This is a genomic window from Vibrio sp. 10N.286.49.B3, from assembly GCF_002873395.1.
Lineage (GTDB): Bacteria > Pseudomonadota > Gammaproteobacteria > Enterobacterales > Vibrionaceae > Vibrio.
The window spans coordinates 88,708-106,606 of sequence record NZ_MCUV01000035.1 but is presented as its reverse complement, the minus strand read 5'-3'; the positions used below and the strand labels follow the sequence as shown (position 1 = coordinate 106,606).

Annotated in this window: 17 protein-coding genes; 8 read left to right on the top strand and 9 right to left on the bottom strand. The window is 41.7% G+C overall.

All coding sequences use genetic code 11. The features are described from left to right. The first annotated feature begins 51 nt into the window (after positions 1-51). Positions 52-942: an endonuclease/exonuclease/phosphatase family protein gene (locus BCU68_RS12715; protein ID WP_241901374.1), complete on the top strand. Its 891-nt coding sequence runs from the start codon at positions 52-54 to the stop codon at positions 940-942. Here BCU68_RS12715 and BCU68_RS12710 read toward each other — a convergent pair. From BCU68_RS12710 to gloB, 3 genes are all read right to left on the bottom strand, one after another. Next, the gene (locus BCU68_RS12710) at positions 913-1,599 is read right to left on the bottom strand and encodes a YIP1 family protein (RefSeq protein ID WP_102565119.1); all 687 of its coding nucleotides are present in this window, start codon (positions 1,597-1,599) and stop codon (positions 913-915) included. The two genes, BCU68_RS12715 and BCU68_RS12710, sit on opposite strands and share 30 nt — an antisense overlap. After that, positions 1,596-3,188, bottom strand: a complete 1,593-nt coding sequence (locus BCU68_RS12705) for a LysM peptidoglycan-binding domain-containing protein (protein ID WP_102565118.1) — start codon at positions 3,186-3,188, stop codon at positions 1,596-1,598. The genes BCU68_RS12710 and BCU68_RS12705 overlap by 4 nt, the downstream gene beginning before the upstream one ends. A gap of 71 nt (positions 3,189-3,259) precedes the next feature. Next, a complete protein-coding gene (gloB, locus tag BCU68_RS12700) occupies positions 3,260-4,018 on the bottom strand; it encodes a hydroxyacylglutathione hydrolase (RefSeq protein WP_102565117.1) in 759 nt (252 codons plus the stop codon). A 40-nt stretch (positions 4,019-4,058) separates the two neighbouring features. Here gloB and BCU68_RS12695 point away from each other — a divergent pair, with 40 nt between their 5' ends. Next, positions 4,059-4,811: a class I SAM-dependent methyltransferase gene (locus BCU68_RS12695; protein ID WP_102565116.1), complete on the top strand. Its 753-nt coding sequence runs from the start codon at positions 4,059-4,061 to the stop codon at positions 4,809-4,811. Positions 4,812-4,864: 53 nt separating this feature from the next. Here the strand turns inward: BCU68_RS12695 and rnhA are convergent, their stop codons facing one another. After that, entirely contained in the window at positions 4,865-5,329 is a 465-nt protein-coding gene (gene rnhA / locus BCU68_RS12690) for a ribonuclease HI (RefSeq protein WP_102565115.1), read from the bottom strand. A gap of 56 nt (positions 5,330-5,385) precedes the next feature. On the opposite strand from rnhA, the gene dnaQ reads away from it, so the two are divergent. Continuing rightward, a complete protein-coding gene (gene dnaQ / locus BCU68_RS12685) occupies positions 5,386-6,120 on the top strand; it encodes a DNA polymerase III subunit epsilon (RefSeq protein WP_102565114.1) in 735 nt (244 codons plus the stop codon). Positions 6,121-6,128: 8 nt separating this feature from the next. Then, positions 6,129-7,379 carry a TIGR03503 family protein gene (locus tag BCU68_RS12680; protein WP_102565113.1) on the top strand — a complete coding sequence of 417 codons (1,251 nt, stop codon included), beginning with the start codon at positions 6,129-6,131 and terminating at the stop codon, positions 7,377-7,379. Between the two features lie 74 nt (positions 7,380-7,453). Here the strand turns inward: BCU68_RS12680 and fadE are convergent, their stop codons facing one another. After that, complete coding sequence (gene fadE, locus BCU68_RS12675) at positions 7,454-9,904, bottom strand: acyl-CoA dehydrogenase FadE (RefSeq protein ID WP_102565112.1); 2,451 nt, start codon at positions 9,902-9,904, stop codon at positions 7,454-7,456. 323 nt (positions 9,905-10,227) lie between these two features. Between fadE and lpcA the strand changes: the two genes are divergently transcribed. Together lpcA and BCU68_RS12665 are read left to right on the top strand one after the other, a co-directional pair. Beyond that, entirely contained in the window at positions 10,228-10,809 is a 582-nt protein-coding gene (gene lpcA, locus BCU68_RS12670) for a D-sedoheptulose 7-phosphate isomerase (RefSeq protein ID WP_102565111.1), read from the top strand. Positions 10,810-10,884: 75 nt separating this feature from the next. Beyond that, positions 10,885-11,730, top strand: a complete 846-nt coding sequence (locus BCU68_RS12665; protein ID WP_102565110.1) for a class II glutamine amidotransferase — start codon at positions 10,885-10,887, stop codon at positions 11,728-11,730. Between the two features lie 88 nt (positions 11,731-11,818). Here BCU68_RS12665 and purN read toward each other — a convergent pair whose 3' ends face one another. Continuing rightward, positions 11,819-12,460 carry a phosphoribosylglycinamide formyltransferase gene (purN, locus tag BCU68_RS12660; protein WP_102565109.1) on the bottom strand — a complete coding sequence of 214 codons (642 nt, stop codon included), beginning with the start codon at positions 12,458-12,460 and terminating at the stop codon, positions 11,819-11,821. A gap of 134 nt (positions 12,461-12,594) precedes the next feature. After that, positions 12,595-13,635: a phosphoribosylformylglycinamidine cyclo-ligase gene (purM, locus tag BCU68_RS12655; protein ID WP_102565108.1), complete on the bottom strand. Its 1,041-nt coding sequence runs from the start codon at positions 13,633-13,635 to the stop codon at positions 12,595-12,597. Positions 13,636-13,803: 168 nt separating this feature from the next. Here purM and upp point away from each other — a divergent pair, with 168 nt between their 5' ends. After that, positions 13,804-14,430 carry a uracil phosphoribosyltransferase gene (gene upp, locus BCU68_RS12650; RefSeq protein ID WP_102565107.1) on the top strand — a complete coding sequence of 209 codons (627 nt, stop codon included), beginning with the start codon at positions 13,804-13,806 and terminating at the stop codon, positions 14,428-14,430. Positions 14,431-14,538: 108 nt separating this feature from the next. On the opposite strand, the gene BCU68_RS12645 is transcribed toward upp, so the two are convergent. Continuing rightward, the gene (locus BCU68_RS12645) at positions 14,539-15,786 is read right to left on the bottom strand and encodes a uracil-xanthine permease family protein (RefSeq protein ID WP_102565106.1); all 1,248 of its coding nucleotides are present in this window, start codon (positions 15,784-15,786) and stop codon (positions 14,539-14,541) included. A gap of 266 nt (positions 15,787-16,052) precedes the next feature. Between BCU68_RS12645 and BCU68_RS12640 the strand changes: the two genes are divergently transcribed. Further along, positions 16,053-17,234 (top strand): DUF2066 domain-containing protein, encoded by a 1,182-nt coding sequence (locus tag BCU68_RS12640; RefSeq protein WP_102565105.1) that lies wholly within the window; start codon positions 16,053-16,055, stop codon positions 17,232-17,234. Positions 17,235-17,341: 107 nt separating this feature from the next. On the opposite strand, the gene BCU68_RS12635 is transcribed toward BCU68_RS12640, so the two are convergent. Continuing rightward, entirely contained in the window at positions 17,342-17,794 is a 453-nt protein-coding gene (locus BCU68_RS12635; protein WP_102565104.1) for a DUF2069 domain-containing protein, read from the bottom strand. Positions 17,795-17,899: the final 105 nt, after the last annotated feature.

Sequence of the window (17,899 nt, the reverse complement as noted above, 5' to 3'; positions counted from 1 at the left end):
TGATAAAAGAGTCCAGAAGGGCTCTTTTTTATTAGTAAGAAAGAGGATTTTATGCCCAAAAGCTATACTAGGTTAATGTGTTATACTGCTGGGGTAGGCTTAGGCGTTGTCGTTGCTTTATTGCTTACTTTTCATCTGATTTTTAAAATTCCAGCATCACCCCAACTCTTAACCATTAATCATGGGCAAGTTGAAACAGAAAAAGAAGTTCGCTGTTTTGATAATCCTCAACCTCTAGCAATCGATAATCAAGGTCGCCTTGACCTATTAGTTTGGAATATTTATAAACAAAATAGAGCTACATGGGCGCAAGAACTCACTCAATTTAGCCAGCATACTCAATTAGCTTTACTGCAAGAAGCGAGTATGACCGATGAGCTCAAACAGTGGGTGAGTGATGGGTTGTGGAATAGTAATCAAGTGAAAGCTTTTGACGCACTTGATACTACCTCAGGTGTCTTAAACTTAGCCAGTGAACTACCTATGACGGCTTGTGCTTATACCGCAATGGAACCATGGCTCAAGTTACCTAAGTCTGCTTTATTTGCTCGCTATGCCTTATCATCAAATGAAATTTTGGCTGTTGTTAATATTCATGCTGTTAATTTTACGCTTGGCACGCAGGAGTACCATACTCAATTATTGCATTTATCTGATGCATTGAAGGATCATCAAGGGCCGATTATCGTCGCCGGTGACTTTAATAGTTGGAGCTCTGAGAGGGTTGCGGTGATGAAGCAGAGTTTAGCCAGTTTAGGTTTGTTGGAAGTGGCATTTAACCCTGATAATCGCATTCAACCTTTTGATGGTATTCCCTTAGATCATATATTTTATCGAGGGTTAATATTAGAAAGTGCTGAAGCGCCCATGACAGACGCTTCAGATCATACTCCACTAGTCGCTCGTTTTTCACTAGGTAACGATAATGTAGATCGCCCATAGTAGATAATAAGTTAGCCATGGAAGCGCTGAAATAACCAGTGCTTGACCGCGTTCAAACTCCGTCCAAGTTAAAACAGCACCATAGCCAAGAACGATATACCAAGGTAAAAGTAAAGGCATAGAGCGAGCAAATCCAACCCAGTCACTGGTTAATGGTAGCTTTAGTAGTCCATTTAGTGAGTTTAGATCGGCAGCGTACACCATCACTTTTGCATGTTGCAGCAATAAGCTTGTATAGCTGGCAATATCACCGAGTACCGCAGGGAAGTTAATCACTGTTGCAGCAGCAAACCACTTCCAAAAGCCATGTTGGTGCTGGCTTGTTTTAGTTGCAAGATGAAACCAGAGAGCAAGCAAGAAAATAGTGGCTGTTCGACCAAAAACATCACTAATAATGTTACTTGCCATTAAGGTATTGCTATCGAGTAGTTCCAACTGCTGTGGATTGACGATAGCTAATTGCGGAGCTAACTCACTAGATAGCCACTGAAAATCCACATTAGCAAAATAAGCACCCCAAAATAAAAACGGGCTAACTATCAGTATGATATAAGGTTGCCAGCCCCAAGCCCCTTTTTGATAAAGGGCAAGAAAGCACTTAGTCGGAGAGTGAAAAATATCCAACAGCATTGTTAACGGGTTACGAGAAGGGGTCATACACTTACCTTAGTGACATCGACATACAATTTTAATTGCTGGCCTGGTTTTAAGTACTTTTGCTGCTGCAAAGTATTCCATTTAATTACGTCATTACTTTTCACTTTAAACTTACTAGCAATGCCACTGATCGTGTCGCCTGAACGTACTTTATAAAAAACAGTACGGATGATCGCGCCGTCATCACCACTTTTCCAAATCACAAGCTTTTGCCCAATACGCAACGTATCACGTGGTCCCATACCATTCCATTTCGCTAGGTTTTGGTGGGAAACTTTATTGGCTCGTGCAATGGTCCATAAGCTATCACCAGATTTAACCGTGTGCTCAACTTTATACTGACCACGGCTTTGTGACTGCGTTTTAGCAAGACGATTGGTTGCGCTCAAAGCGTAAGTTTGATCATCTTTCGTTGATGTTGGGATCATAATGTACTGACCGGCACGCAAATTATTATTGGTCATATTATTCGCATTACGAATTACCGACGAAGTTGTCGCATATTTCTCTGCTAGTACACTTACTGTATCACCTGAAGCCACTTTATAGCGAATAAGCTTCATGCCTTTGCCACGATTCTTAGCGACTTCTTGCTTAAATTGTTCTGCTTTATCAACTGGAATTAATAGCTGATGAGGACCTTCTGGTGAGGTTGCCCATTGGTTATAGGCGGGGTTATAGCCTTGTAATTCTTTTACACTGATCCCTGCATATTTTGCCGCAATCGCTAAATCTAATTGCTCTTTTGGATCGATAAGAGTTAGTGCTGGTTTGTTGGCAATGCTTGGAATAGTAATGCCATATTTTTCTTGGTTTGCCACAATATCAGCAAGCGCTAAGAGTTTAGGTACATAGCCAACGGTTTCTTTTGGTAGTGACAGAGAGAAAAAATCGACAGGTTTACCCACATTTCGGTTTTTACGCATAGCACTTGATACGCGACCACCGCCACTATTGTAAGCTGCTATAGCCAATTGCCAGTCACCATCAAAACGCTTGTTTAATGAAGTTAAGAACTCTAAAGCTGCATCTGTAGACGCTGAAACATCGCGGCGTCCGTCATACCAAAAGTTCTGAGTTAACCCATACATTTCACCAGTTGCAGGCACAAATTGCCACAAACCAGCAGCGCTGCCATGTGAATAGGCAAACGCATCGAAAGAACTTTCAACAACAGGAAGTAATGCAAGCTCAAGAGGTAAACCTTGCTCTTCTATTTTAGTCGTAATTAGGTATAGAAAAGGTTCAGCTCGTTTTGCTACGGTTCTTAGGTGGCTAGGGTGCTTAAGGTACCATGTGCGGTAGTAGTCGACAGTTTTATTATCTGGGATCTCGAGTTCTAACTGCATTGCAATGCGTTGCCACACATCTTCTTGGCTTTCTGGTGTGATGATTGGTGCTGGTTCAGCCACAACTTCAATCGGTTCGCTGACGGTTGCAGTAATGCTCTCTTCTGGTGTTGAAAGTTCTTCTACTGCGACGGATTCAGAGTCGATATTACTCGTAGCATTATCATCAGATGATGTGGGTTGGGCTAATTGACAGCCTGATAGCAATAATGCCAAAACCCAACTGTATTTAACGTGCATTGGTGCAGCCTTTTTAGTGAACGGCCGCAGATAATACTTGTCATGATGCGTAGCTGACAAGTATCAAATTGTCAAAATTCGTTTTTCCACTCACGTAGCGCAGTGAAAATTGACAAGGAGTCAGAAACATGACAACGCTTTGATACTGAGCGCATAACACTCGGTTGCTCATAGCGTAAAAAGGGATTAATTTGCTTTTCGTGGCTTAAAGTCGTTGGAAGTGTGGGCTTATTTTGTACTCTTAAGCGATTAACTTGCTCTCTATAGCGATGTAGTGACGCATTTTCTGGTTCAACCGCTAATGCAAAAGCAAGGTTTCCTGCCGTATATTCATGAGCACAATAAATTTCAGTTTCTTCTGGCAGAGATAATATTTTGTTTAAAGAGTTGAACATTTGCTCTGGCGTTCCTTCAAAGATACGCCCACAACCGGCAGAAAAAAGTACATCACCGCAAAACAGCTTACCATCACCAATGTAGCCGATGTGACCTTTTGTATGGCCTGGTAATTCAGTCACTAAAAAAATCTCACCAAATAACTGTAATTGGTCACCATCATCCATTGGGTGAGTCAGGGTAGGGATAGGCTCGCTGCGAGGGCCGACCACGTCGATATTAGGAAACTGTCTCACTAAGTCGGGGACGCCACCAATGTGATCATTATGGTGGTGAGTAACTAAAATAGCATCTAAAGTTAAACCGTGCTGTTCTAGGTATTTAAGTACTGGAGTGGCATCACCTGGGTCAACAACAGCACAACGTTGATCGCTATTTTCAATCAACCAGATGTAATTGTCGTTAAATGCAGGTATGCTTTTGATCTGTAACATTATTAATTCTCCAGCCATTTTCAATTGAGGCCAATAATTGATGAAGCCCGCTCATAGTCAAAAAAAGATAGCAGCCCCTTATACTTGGGTACAGCTTAGCAATGGTGAGCGGATAAGTGAATCTATTCAAATGCGTTTAGACGAATGGAGCCCAAAATTATTTGGCTATCACATGTTAAAGCTAGGAGGGTTAAGCTGTGAACTTGCCACTCATATGTGCAACATTCAACATCAAGTGAGAGTCGATGACAGTAATCCTTTACACAATGTTATTGCCAATAGCTACCAACTCCCTTTCCTTGAGAAAAGTTTTGATGCCGTTATCTTAGCGCATCAACTTGATTATTGTGATGATCCTCATCGTCTTTTAAGAGAAGTTGATAGAGTAATGATGGATGATGGCTACTTAGTGATCAGTGGGTTCAATCCGATAAGCTTATTAGGTCTATCAAGCTTCCTTCCATGGCGAAAAAAAAATCTTCCTTGGAGTGGACGGATGTTTACACCGAGTCGAGTAAAAGATTGGCTGGGGGTATTGAACTATGAAATCGTCGATTGTGACTGTTATGGATTATTTCCAATGACACGCTATTTAACACTAGGTATGTGGGTCGAAAACTTATTTGGTCATTGGGGAAGTTCGTTTGGTAGCACCTACTTCATTGTCGCTCGCAAACGAACTTACCCTTTAAAGCCGATTAAACCACATTGGAAATTGAAGCGTTCTCTTTCACCAATGAGTGTTAATTATCGCGTTAGTAAATCAACACCATTTAAAGCATTGAAGAAGTGATATCGAGCTAAAGCCCAAAGACTAATGACCAATAGTCAATTGGTGATGAGAAGTTAATTAGCTTGATAGCCTTCATCTTTATGAGTTGGGTTTTCTGCTGCAGTTCGTGCTAACTCATCACACATTTCATTTTCTCGATGGCCAGCGTGACCTTTAACCCAACGCCAATCAACGGTGTGCTTTTGCGTCTCTTTATCAAGCGCTTGCCATAAATCGGCATTTTTTACTGGTTGCTTATTGCTGGTTTGCCACTGACGCTTTTTCCAACCATGGATCCATTGAGTTATCCCTTGGCGAACATATTGGCTATCAGTGGTTAAAATAACTGAGCACGGCTCTTTTAGCGCTTGAAGTGCAACAACCGCCGCGAGCATTTCCATTCGGTTGTTGGTGGTGAGATCATATCCTTGAGATAATGTCTTTTCAGTTTGCTTATAACGTAAAACGATACCATAGCCACCTGGGCCAGGATTACCTAAACAAGATCCATCAGTGAAAATCTCAACTTGTTTTGCCATGATTTGATACTATTACCTTAAGCATATAATTGGCATAGTCTGACATAGATATCATTATGAATACCAGTAACAATACAGAAAACAGACGTATCGTTGTTCTCGATACAGAAACCACAGGTATGAATACCGAAGGTGGTCCGCATTATTTAGGGCATCGTATCGTTGAGATCGGTGCGGTAGAGATCATTAACCGCAAATTAACTGGGCGACACTTTCATGCTTATATTAAGCCCGATCGTGATATTCAAGAAGAAGCGATAGGTGTCCATGGTATTACCGATGAGTTCTTGGTCGATAAGCCGGAATATAAGCAGGTACACCAAGAGTTTCTCGATTTTATTGATGGTGCAGAATTAGTCGCTCATAACGCGCCCTTCGATACCGGCTTTATGGATCATGAATTTGCTTTGCTTGATCCTAAAATTGGTAAAACCGAACAGTACTGTAAGGTCACCGATACGCTAGCAATGGCAAAAGGGATGGCAGGGTTACCTAGCCGTAAAAATCTAGATTCACTAGCTCGACACTACCTGATTGATATTTCCGCGCGTGTTCTTCACGGCGCTTTGCTCGATGCTGAAATATTAGCAGATGTATACCTCTTAATGACGGGTGGACAAACGGACTTACAGTTCAGTGCCGGTCATAAAGAAGGGGAAGCGGAAGAAATAAAACGGGTTTTAGGAAGAAAAGCATTAAAGGTTTTAAGTGCTACTGCCGATGAATTACAAGAGCACGAATCTCGTTTGGATATCGTTGAAAAAAGTGGCGCTTGCCTTTGGCGTAGTTAGGAGATGTTATGTTGAGGATCATTGTTGTCTGTTTATTGTTTCTTTCAAGTTTTAGTTTATATGCGACAACAGAGTCCTCAGTCTCTTTGTTGGATAACCGTTTTCGAGTTGATCCGACAATTAAGAGCATTAGTTTCTTAATACATCGAGAGGAAGGTTCGCCTTCGGTGGTGTTAGTTCGTCCTGATGGAAAAAAATACTACGCCTATAAAAAAGAAGATAATGTTCGTTGGTATCGAGAATCGAGCATCGACATTATCTCAATCGATCAGCCTATGCCTGGACCTTGGCAAGCCATTGGTAAAGTGACGCCAAGGAATAAAGTCACGTTAATTTCACATTTAAATTTATCAATAGATTCCTTACCTAATCGCTTATATCAACACGAAGTTCTCAAATTCACAGCTAAATTAACCTCGGATGGAAAGCCCTTACAGTTAAAAGAGTTTCTTGACCGCGTCAAACTTCAGGTTACATTGACAGAATTTATTGAAAATGAAGATGAGTTGGATGATAGTGAAAAGCCCATCCCACAGGTACTTGGCGAGTTTTTGGATAATGGAAAGCTATTAGATGAATACTCTGGCGATGGCGTTTTTACCGTTGGTTTACCAATAGATGTTGAACCGGGTAAATACCGCATGAAAGTCGTGTCTGGCAATGGCGTCTTTATGCGAGCAAAAGAGCAAGAGGTACTGGTTTACCCACCCCCCATCACTACCACGTTTATTCAATCTCGTGATAGTAGTGTCGATCATCAAGTGGTGATTGCCGGTGAGTTAGGGATGATAGCGCCAGGTTCTCTTGCGGCTCATATAGAGCATAAAGGGCCAGGTGAGTATATTCGATATGTTCAAGGGCAGGCGCTAACCGATGATCTGCAAGTTTCATTACCATTAAAATATAATCAGGATACTGGGCGCTATTTCTTGTTTGGAAAGGCATATGCCAGTGATTCTTCAACTCAGCGTGAGCTTATATTTCCAGTGACAGAGCGAAGCTACAGTGTCGTTAATAATATAAAACTGATGGAAAGTAAGAAAGCATTAGCACTCACAGAAGCGAAACAACGCCAACTATTAGAGCGCCAACGCCTTATTGAACAAAGAGAGCATCTGCGTTTAAGAAATATTATAATTATAGCGGTTGGTAATGTTGTGATTGTTTTACTTGCCTTCGTTGCTTGGTTTGCATGGCGTAAATATAGAGCTAAAGCGGTAACTAAGCCAAATGGTAAATTGGAAGTGCCATTAGGCTAACAAAAATGCACAAAGAAAAGCCCTTATAGAGAATACTTACGAATTCAATATAAGGGCTTTTTTATGAGTCTAATCTAAGCGACTTCATCAACATTAATTTTTTGAGGTTGCTGACTTGCACTTAACTGTTCTGGCTCAAAATCATCAACATTGATGACATAAAGACGGTGCTCTTCAGCATCACGCAGTAATTGTGCCTGCTCAAGTGTAATGATCTCTTTTTCTAAGCCTATATCAGCGATAAGATCTAAGCGTAAAAATGGGCGGCGTTGTTGCAACTCTTGGCAGACTTTATTAAAAATTGGCTCTGCATCTAAAATAATCGTCAGAGCTTGCTCTATTCTACCTGCAGGGTTGTTCTCTGTTGGCTCTAAGTACTGACCTTGACCAATACGAGATCGCGTAGCAGATGGCGTTTGCAATATCTTGGCTAGTTGGCTATCTAGTTTATCGCTTGGTCCTTTTCTTACTTTTCCATAAGGCATCAAGACCAGGCGCAGTAGGCGAGCAATAACGGGGTTGGAAAAGTTAGCAAGAAACTCATCAATGGCTAGTTCTGTTTGCTTTAAGCTGTCTTTTAGCCCCCAGTGTACTAAAGGTAAATCTTCACTTTGGCGCCCTTCATCATCAAAACGTTTTAATGTGGCGGAGCTTAAGTAAAGTTGACTTAAAATATCGCCTAAACGTGCCGATAAGCGCTCTTTTCGTTTCAGCGATCCACCAAGCGTTGCCATTGAAATGTCAGAAAGCAGAGCAAGGCTAGTACTGTAACGATTCAGTTGTTGGTAGTAGCGAGCCGTTTCATCTTTATAAGGTGTACTTGAGCCATAACCATCGGTATAGCTAAGCCAGACGCTACGAAAGAAGTTACTCATCCCAAAGCTAATATGACCAATTAAAGCATGGTCAAATAAATCAAGCGCATTCTCTTCTTTAGAGTGGGCAGCATTCATTTCTGCAAGCACATAAGGGTGGCAGCGAATAGCACCTTGACCATAGATAATCATTGAACGAGTAAGAATATTGGCACCTTCAACCGTGATTGCAATTGGAGCACCTTGGTAACTGCGAGCTAAAAAGTTTGATGGGCCTAAACATACCCCTTTACCTCCCACAATATCCATCGCATCGATCATTGAACGCTGACCTCGGTGGGTACAGTGATATTTAACAATAGCGGAAATAACGGCAGGCTTTTGGCCTAAATCAATCCCCGTCACCGTCAGATCACTGGCTGCACCCATGACATAAGCATTACCAGCAATGCGCGCAAGAGGCTCTTCAATACCTTCCATTCGTCCTATTGGCTGCTTAAATTGACGGCGAATACGCGCATAAGCTCCAGTCGCTAAAGCTGCTGTTTTTATTCCTCCTGTCGAACTTGATGGCAAGGTTATTCCTCGTCCAACCGATAAACACTCGACCAACATCCGCCAGCCTTGACCCGCCATTGTTGGCCCACCAATAATAAAATCAAGGGGTACAAAAAGGTCGTTTGCTCTAGTCGGTCCATTTTGAAACGGTACATTAAGAGGGAAGTGGCGATTACCTATCTCAACACCCGGTAGGTTCGTTGGGATCAAAGCGCAGGTGATACCTAATTCCACTTTCTCACCGAGCAGACTATCAGGATCGCGTAACTTAAAGGCAAGACCGAGCACGGTAGCGACAGGCGCTAGCGTTATATAGCGTTTATTCCAAGTTAAACGCATGCCAAGAACTTGCTCACCTTGCCACTGACCTTGACACACCACGCCAAAATCAGGAATAGAACCTGCATCTGATCCCGCTTCAGGGCTAGTCAGTGCGAAACATGGGATCTCAGTGCCTTGCGCTAGCCTTGGCAGGTAATGTTGCTTTTGCTTTTCAGTCCCGTAATGCTGTAGCAACTCTCCAGGTCCAAGTGAGTTAGGTACGCCAACGGTAGAAGAGAGCACTGATGATACTCCGGTTAGCTTTTGCAGAACCAGAGATTGTGCATAGGCAGAGAACTCAAGGCCGCCATACTCTTTTTTTATAATCATGGCGAAAAATTTATTATCTTTTAAGTACTGCCACACTTCTTGAGGCAAGTCAGCCAACTCATGAGTGATTTGATAATCACTGACCATGGCACAAACTTCATTAACAGGACCATTTAGAAACTCCACCTCTTCCTGTGACAGCTTTGGGGGTTCAATCGTATGTAGCTTTTTCCAATCTGGCTTCCCTTGAAAAAGATCCGATTCCCACCATACGGTACCAGCATCCAGTGCTTCTTTTTCAGTCTGAGACATTTCAGGCAGTACTTTTTTAAAGATTGTCAGTACTTTTTGACTGATCATTTGCTTTCGGATGGTTGTGGTACAGAAAAGTGCGATAGCGAGAAGGTATATAACCCAAGCGAAAGAGCCAATGTTGCCCATCACGGTCAGTAAAACCATTACGCTAGATAGGGCTGTCAAAGAGAGAGTTAAATTAACCCTATGATAAGAGCAGATGCCAATAGTAATAAGCATACAGAGAAGAGAGAGCAAGATGTCCATATATTGTTCCTTTTGTTGGGCTGTTTTTTATGATTGTTATAGGTTGCTTATAGCTGAACAGGTCAAACCAGTTTAATTGTAATGGAGTTATTAAGTAAATGTAAAATTAAATGTTATTTTAAATGAGCGTTGAGCCGTGAAAAAGTTTTGAATTCAGCGGTAAGTGGTGATGAATTAAGCAGAAGAATGAAATGGATGTTATCAAGGCTCAATTCTTTGTGGTTAATAGTCGACACTTTGAAATATTTACAGGTAAACTCATAAGTAATCATAGCTCTTGGTGTAAAAGGGCTTTAGCTCGTAGGACAAAGAGAATCGTATTTATGTATCAAGACTTAATTAAAAGTGAACTGACAGAAGCTGCCGATGTATTGACGGCTTTTTTAAATGATGACAATAACCTTGTTCAAATCGAGGCCGCGGCACGACTGATTGCAGACTCTTTTAAGCAAGATGGTAAAGTTTTATCGTGTGGGAACGGTGGCTCTCATTGTGATGCGATGCATTTTGCAGAAGAGTTAACGGGCCGATATCGTGAAGATCGACCAGGTTATGCGGGTATTGCGATTTCAGATCCAAGTCACTTATCTTGTGTGAGTAATGACTTTGGTTATGACCATGTTTTCTCTCGTTATGTGCAAGCAGTAGGCCGTAAAGGTGATGTTCTGTTTGGTTTATCAACATCGGGTAATTCTGCGAATATTTTGAAAGCGATTGAAGCTGCGCAACAAAAAGGTATGAAAACCATTGCTCTGACGGGTAAAGATGGCGGCAAAATGGCGGGTTGTGCTGATATTGAAATTCGCGTGCCTCATTTTGGCTATGCTGATCGTATTCAAGAAATACATATTAAAATTATTCATATCATTATCCAATTAGTTGAAAAAGAGATGGAAAAAGCTTAGTTAGCAATTGATAACCGTAGAGTAATCGTTAACTTTGAATCTGCTCAATGAGCGAAAAAAGGAGTATAAGTAGCCATGTGTGAATTGCTTGGTATGAGTGCCAATGTACCAACGGATATCTGTTTTAGTTTTACCGGCTTAATTCAGCGCGGGGGCAATACAGGTCCACATCGTGATGGGTGGGGGATTACTTTTTATGAAGGAAAAGGCTTTCGTACCTTTAAAGATCCTAACCCTAGCTGTGAGTCTAAAATCGCTCAGCTAGTACAAGATTACCCGATAAAAAGTTGTGCTGTTATTAGTCATATTCGTCAAGCAAATCGTGGTGGTGTTAATCTTGAAAATACTCACCCCTTTACACGAGAGTTGTGGGGGCGCTATTGGACATTTGCTCATAATGGACAGTTAACGGATTATCAAAGCTTAGAAACACAACGCTTTAGACCAGTGGGGGAGACAGACAGTGAGCGTGCATTCTGTTGGCTGTTAAATCAATTAGAACATCGTTACCCAGAGCCTCCTCAGGATATGGAAGCGGCTTTTCGCTTTATTGCTCAATGCTGTGACGTGTTAAAAGAGCGTGGGGTTTTTAATATGCTGCTCAGCGATGGTGAGTATGTGATGACCTATTGTACGAACCATTTATATTGGATCACACGTCGTGCCCCTTTTGGTAAAGCGAGCTTGCTTGATGAAGATGTTGAGATTAACTTTCAAGAAGAGACAACACCAAATGATGTTGTTTCTGTCGTTGCGACTCAGCCATTAACGGGTAATGAGACTTGGCACAGAATGAAACCAACGGAATATAACCTGTTTCATTTTGGTGAACTGGTGGATAGCAATGTTGATCAACTTGATGATATTGCCTTTGCTCCAGCAAAAGTGGCGAGTCAAGCCCCAACTGAGCCACTTTCTTAATACTTAGCAATGGGCATTTAAGTTCATTGCTGAGCTAACGCTCGTTGATAGGCTATACTCTATAGCCTATCAATAAGTTGTACGAGCACTACTCTTCAGCATAACCTTGTTCACCTAGCACTTTGCCATCTAATAAAGCATCACCGCTTTCTGACATCCGCAGCCTTCCCTCAATAAACCATTTTGCTACTAGTGGGTAAATTTGATGTTCCTGAACTTGGATTCGCTCGATGAGTGAGTCGCAATCATCATCATTAAAAACAGGAATTTTAGCTTGGAGGATCACTGGACCGCCATCTAACTGTTCCGTCACAAAATGAATGCTTGTACCATGCTCTTTATCTTGCGCTTCGAGGACTTTTTGGTGTGTATGCAATCCAGGATATTTAGGCAGTAATGAGGGGTGAATATTGATCATCTTCCCTCGGTAATGGCCAACAAAATCACTACTCAAAATTCGCATATAACCGGCTAGAATAATAAGGTCAGGTTGATAGGTATCCATTTCTGCCATCAGGTGGGCATCAAACTCACCACGTGAAGCAAAAGCTTGTGGGTCAATAAAATGAGCATCGATCCCAGCTTGTTTTGCTCGCTCGAGGCCATAAGCGGATTCTTGATTAGAAAAGACGGCTTTGATAGAGCCTGTTGGTAGACTGACCCCACAGGCATTGACGATAGCCTGTAAGTTACTTCCATTACCAGAAATTAAGACGACAATATTTTTCATACTCGAAGGTGAACCTTTATGAAGTAGAATGGAGAACGAATTAATGTACTTACTATTGTTATGGTTTTCAGTGTTCCAGATAGCAGAATGAGGACATCAAGTCCTCATTCTTAGTATTATTTTTATAGCAAAGCTTAGTTTATTTCAACTTGCTCTTCATTTTCTTGCGCTGTGGCTATTTCACCAATAACCCAAGCATTTTCGCCTTCCGCTTTAAGTAACTCAACAGCAGCATCTGCTTGTTCTTTTGGTAATGCGACAACAAGCCCAACGCCACAGTTAAAGGTGCGATACATTTCAAATGTATCAACATTGCCTTTCTCTTGTAGCCAACTAAAAATAGCAGGCCATTGCCAGCTGTTACCATCGATAACTGCTTTTGTACCTTCTGGAAGTACGCGAGGGATATTTTCCCAGAAGCCACCACCAGTAATATGAGAGATCGCATGGATATCATGTTCTGCAATCATTTTCAGCGCTGACTTAATGTAAATTTTTGTCGGTTCAAGAAGGTGTTCGCCAATAGTGCGACCATTCAACTCTTCGTTCTTATCAGCACCAGACACTTCTAGTATTTTACGAACAAGAGAGTAGCCATTAGAGTGAGGACCGCTAGAGCCAACGGCAATTAAAGCATCGCCAGCAGCAACTTTAGTACCATCAATGATATCCGCTTTTTCTACGACACCAACACAGAATCCAGCGACATCGTAATCTTCGCCTTCATACATACCAGGCATTTCAGCCGTTTCACCACCGATAAGTGAACAGCCAGACTGTACACAACCTTCAGCAATGCCAGACACGACATCAGCAGCGGTATCAATATCAAGCTTACCTGTTGCATAGTAATCTAGGAAAAAGAGAGGTTCAGCCCCTTGAACAATAAGATCGTTCACACACATAGCAACAAGGTCAATACCTATGGTGTCATGTTTTTTCATATCCAAAGCAAGGCGAAGTTTTGTACCAACACCATCTGTACCTGAAACTAAAACAGGTTGCTTGTATTTTGTTGGCAGTTCGCAAAGGGCGCCAAAGCCACCAATACCACCCATTACTTCAGGGCGACGAGTGCGTTTTACAGCACCTTTAATACGATCTACTAGTGCGTTACCTGCATCAATATCGACACCAGCGTCTTTGTAGCTTAAAGAAGGGTTATTACCGCTCACGGGATAGTCCTCGGTCTTAAGATGGATGTGAAATCGCCGCTATTCTAACAGGGGTTAAAAGCAAAAGGCAAACGTTTGCGCTACTTTTTTACATTCATAAACAATCTGAAATACCAATTATAATGGTGTATAATTGACGGGTTTAATAAAAAATTTCTGGAGTTTAAAATGAAAGTTGTTGAAGTAAAGCACCCATTAGTAAAACATAAAATTGGCTTAATGCGTGAAGGGGACATTAGTACTAAACGCTTTCGCGAACTTGCTACGGAAGTGGGTAGCTTATTAACATACGAAGCAACCGCTGATTTTGAAACAGAAAAAGTGACCATTGAAGGTTGGAATGGTCCTGTAGAAGTGGACCAAATTAAAGGTAAAAAAGTCACAGTAGTGCCAATTCTGCGTGCTGGTCTAGGTATGATGGATGGTGTACTTGAGCATATGCCAAGTGCACGTATTAGTGTTGTTGGTATCTATCGTGACGAAGAAACATTAGAGCCAGTACCATACTTCAATAAGCTAGCATCAAATATCGATGAGCGTATTGCGCTCGTTGTTGATCCAATGCTAGCTACTGGTGGCTCAATGATTGCTACTCTGGATCTTTTAAAAGAGCAAGGCTGTAAAGTATTTAAAGTGCTTGTATTAGTAGCCGCTCCAGAAGGCATCGAAGCACTTAAGAAAGCACACCCTGATGTTGAGCTTTACACGGGAGCTATCGACGAGAAACTGAATGACAAAGGTTATATTGTTCCAGGTCTTGGTGATGCTGGTGATAAGATCTTTGGTACAAAATAATAGAGTAATGAGTTAAACGAAAAAGCGCGATAATTTTCATTATCGCGCTTTTTTATTAAGTGAGCGATGAGCTAATCAACTCAGCCCATTGACTTAATTTGATGGGGATTATTTATCTTCTTCCATCTGTGCATTATCAACAATGTGATTATCACCGATATCTTGTGGAAGGATCAGGTTAAGCATAATTGCGACAATACCACACAGGCTGATGCCTTGTAGGCTGAACTCACCAATACCAAATGCCATACCACCGATACCAAATACCAGTGTAATTGCCACAATGACTAAATTGCGTGATTTGTGTAAATCGACATTATTTTTAATTAAAGTATTAAGACCTACCGTAGCAATAGAACCAAACAGTAAGATCATAATTCCGCCCATTACTGGCACTGGAATCGTTTGTAGAATCGCACCTAATTTACCCACAAGAGCAAGAACAATCGCGGTGATCGCAGCCCAAGTCATGATCACAGGGTTAAATGCACGCGTTAGCATTACAGCACCTGTTACTTCGCTGTAAGTAGTATTAGGTGGCGCACCCAGCATAGAGGCAGCAATTGTAGCGACACCATCACCAGCCATTGTGCGATGTAGACCTGGTTTTTTAAGGTAATCTTTTCCTGTTACGTTTGAGATAGCAAGCATGTCGCCCACGTGCTCAACGGCAGGGGCAATAGCAACAAACACCATAAAGAAGATGGCATTAATATTAAACTCAGGGAAAGTAAAGTTTGGTAGAGCAAGCCAAGATGCGTTTGCTACAGGGGTAAAATCGACAACGCCAAAAAATAGGCTGAGTAGATAGCCAACAACGATACCGCCAAAAATAGGGATGAGCTTCATGATGCCTTTAGCGTAAGTACTAATTGCAATCGTGGTTAATAGGGAAGCAATTGAAATCCACAGCGCAGCATCACCATCAACAAGTTGTACTGCACCATCACCTGATTTCCCTAATGCCATATTAACGGCAACGGGAGCAAGACCTAAGCCAATCACCATGATGACAGGACCAACAACGACAGGTGGCAATAGCTTATGGATAAACGCCACACCACGAACTTTGATTAAGCCACCGAGTGCAACATAAACACAACCGGCACTCATTAGGCCGCCCATTGTTGCAGGGATACCCCAAGCTTGCACACTGAACATGATAGGGGCAATGAAAGCAAATGAAGAGGCAACAAAAATAGGAACAGAGCGCTTGGTAACGACTTGGAATAATAAAGTACCAATACCCGCACCAAATAATGCGACGTTAGGATCTAAACCTGTGAGCAGTGGAACAAGTACTAATGACCCAAAGGCGACAAATAGCATTTGAGCCCCTTGAAGTGCATTTTTCATGGCGGCATACCTATTTAATTAAAAAAGTGAGTAGAGATAAAATTCAAACGGGCAAGAGTGTACCATTTTGTAATCGTTTGCTTTAGTTATTTATCAAAAAATTGACTTGAAAACAGTCAAAAAATAGTAAGATGCGTTAACTTATAAAGCAAAGAGGGTGAGTTCATCACTTTCGGTAAATAATCTCTTTGTCACTTGTTGTTATCTTGCTCCAGTCAAGATAGTTGCTTATCATTCGGCTACTAGCATTTATATTTAGGTTTTATATGCGTTATTTAGTTCTATTATGTCTTAGTTGGTGTGCATTACCCGTTCACGCTGTAACTAAAGTGGATTTGTATAATGCCAATGTGGTGTTAAGTGATACAGAAAACGGTGCAGAAGCCGCAGCTCGAGTGACAGGATTAAAAGAGGTTATTGTTCGTGCATCGGGCAGTAAAGAGGCACTAGATAACGAGGTTATTCGTAAGGCAATGCAAAATAGTGCCCGTTATATGACTCAGATGAGCTTTAGCCAAAATGAACAAGGCAGAGTGATGAACCTTGGTTTTGATGCTTCACAAGTCAGAGGTTTATTGACTCAAGCTCAAGTGCCATTTTGGCCAGAAGCTCGTGCCAATATCTTAGTATGGATTGTCGATGAGCAAGGTTATGACCGAAATATTGTTTGGGAACATACCAACTCAGAGCTCGCAAAGTCACTTCAATTAGCAGCGAAAAAGCGAGGCTTGCCAGTGACGATTCCAGTTGGTGATTTTGATGATATTACTGGTATTGCCGTTTCCGATCTTTGGGGTAACTTTACTAAACCAATTAGCGAAGCGAGTCGTCGCTATCCTGTTGATGCGGTACTAGTGATTAAAGCTCAAGAGCAGCGCTTACGTTGGGTACTTTATGATATGGCGCCAAGCGCGATCTTAACGGAGCAAAAAGCACCACTAACGGGAAGTTTTTCTGATGGTGATAATGAGGTGATGACCGCTTCTTTAGTGGATCAACTAAGCCAATATTATGCTGAGAAGAGTGCTGTGACCATTGCTAGCCAGTCGACAGAATCGATGCAAGTTAAATTCAGTCAAGTGGGTGGCGCATTAGATTTTTTTACTTTAGAAAATCGTTTAAAAAGCCTTAACTCAGTCGCCTCGCTTGATATTTTAAGCGTTCAGGGGCACGACGTTACTTTTCAGGTCCACCTGCTAGTGACTCCAACTGAATTTGAGCAGCAACTTTTGTCTCTCGATTATTTGGCTAAAGTAGATGCCTTCACAGGTCAAGTAAAGCAGCAAGAGCAGACTATTGATGAGTCATCAGCTCAATTTAACTTAAATGCTTTTGATGGTGAAGTGGTAGAGAACCCGTTCATTGAGCCATTGATCTATAATACGAACTCTGTGCAGCATAGCAGTGAAACATCAGTGACAACGTTTGAGTGGCTTGGTGTGCAGTAACGGATTAACTGCTCATTAGTTATTTTGAAAAAGAGTTATCATTTTCGTGATAACTCTTTTTTTATCAAGAGCTTTAGAAATCTAGAATCCCCCATTATTTACTGATATTAGCTTTGCGGAGGAGAGAATTGAGCTTTCTCGTGCTTTTCTACTTCAGAAAGTCGTTTAAGGTGTAGACCTAACTCTTTTCCTCGCAGGCGGGCAAATAAAATATTGCCAATAAAAGCACCACTCGTTAGTAATAACTCGATGGCAGCGATTAAGCGTTCACCACCATTAATATAAATAATGGTTAATGCGTGAAGAAAGTAAAGCATCAGTACGAAGTTACCCCAAGCATGGGTATAAGGTTTACCTTGCACTATCCCTGGTAAGGGTAGCAATAGTGGGATAGACCAAGCGATAGTTACTATCCATTGATCGAGGTGAGGGTGTGGCGATAACATGCTTTGCCATAAAATGACCCATACAAGTAAACATAAATGACTTGAGAGAGCGAATATACGCCATCGCTTAGTACCTGCTGCCATTGCATGATAGTCTGATTTTTGCTTTAACATTCCAATCCCTTATTGCCACTTGCTCGATATCCATATCTCTTTCTCTTTACGCAGACTACACCATGCCTACCTTTCAACACTGATGAGACGGTGTAGGCACGATGG

What these genes read in the sequence shown, in the direction of transcription:
- BCU68_RS12715 (WP_241901374.1), top strand. Translation starts at nt 52, where the DNA reads ATGCCCAAAAGCTATACTAGGTTAATGTGTTATACTGCTGGGGTAGGC.
- BCU68_RS12710 (WP_102565119.1), bottom strand. Translation starts at nt 1,599, where the DNA reads ATGACCCCTTCTCGTAACCCGTTAACAATGCTGTTGGATATTTTTCAC.
- BCU68_RS12705 (WP_102565118.1), bottom strand. Translation starts at nt 3,188, where the DNA reads ATGCACGTTAAATACAGTTGGGTTTTGGCATTATTGCTATCAGGCTGT.
- gloB (WP_102565117.1), bottom strand. Translation starts at nt 4,018, where the DNA reads ATGTTACAGATCAAAAGCATACCTGCATTTAACGACAATTACATCTGG.
- BCU68_RS12695 (WP_102565116.1), top strand. Translation starts at nt 4,059, where the DNA reads ATGAAGCCCGCTCATAGTCAAAAAAAGATAGCAGCCCCTTATACTTGG.
- rnhA (WP_102565115.1), bottom strand. Translation starts at nt 5,329, where the DNA reads ATGGCAAAACAAGTTGAGATTTTCACTGATGGATCTTGTTTAGGTAAT.
- dnaQ (WP_102565114.1), top strand. Translation starts at nt 5,386, where the DNA reads ATGAATACCAGTAACAATACAGAAAACAGACGTATCGTTGTTCTCGAT.
- BCU68_RS12680 (WP_102565113.1), top strand. Translation starts at nt 6,129, where the DNA reads ATGTTGAGGATCATTGTTGTCTGTTTATTGTTTCTTTCAAGTTTTAGT.
- fadE (WP_102565112.1), bottom strand. Translation starts at nt 9,904, where the DNA reads ATGGACATCTTGCTCTCTCTTCTCTGTATGCTTATTACTATTGGCATC.
- lpcA (WP_102565111.1), top strand. Translation starts at nt 10,228, where the DNA reads ATGTATCAAGACTTAATTAAAAGTGAACTGACAGAAGCTGCCGATGTA.
- BCU68_RS12665 (WP_102565110.1), top strand. Translation starts at nt 10,885, where the DNA reads ATGTGTGAATTGCTTGGTATGAGTGCCAATGTACCAACGGATATCTGT.
- purN (WP_102565109.1), bottom strand. Translation starts at nt 12,460, where the DNA reads ATGAAAAATATTGTCGTCTTAATTTCTGGTAATGGAAGTAACTTACAG.
- upp (WP_102565107.1), top strand. Translation starts at nt 13,804, where the DNA reads ATGAAAGTTGTTGAAGTAAAGCACCCATTAGTAAAACATAAAATTGGC.
- BCU68_RS12645 (WP_102565106.1), bottom strand. Translation starts at nt 15,786, where the DNA reads ATGAAAAATGCACTTCAAGGGGCTCAAATGCTATTTGTCGCCTTTGGG.
- BCU68_RS12640 (WP_102565105.1), top strand. Translation starts at nt 16,053, where the DNA reads ATGCGTTATTTAGTTCTATTATGTCTTAGTTGGTGTGCATTACCCGTT.
- BCU68_RS12635 (WP_102565104.1), bottom strand. Translation starts at nt 17,794, where the DNA reads ATGTTAAAGCAAAAATCAGACTATCATGCAATGGCAGCAGGTACTAAG.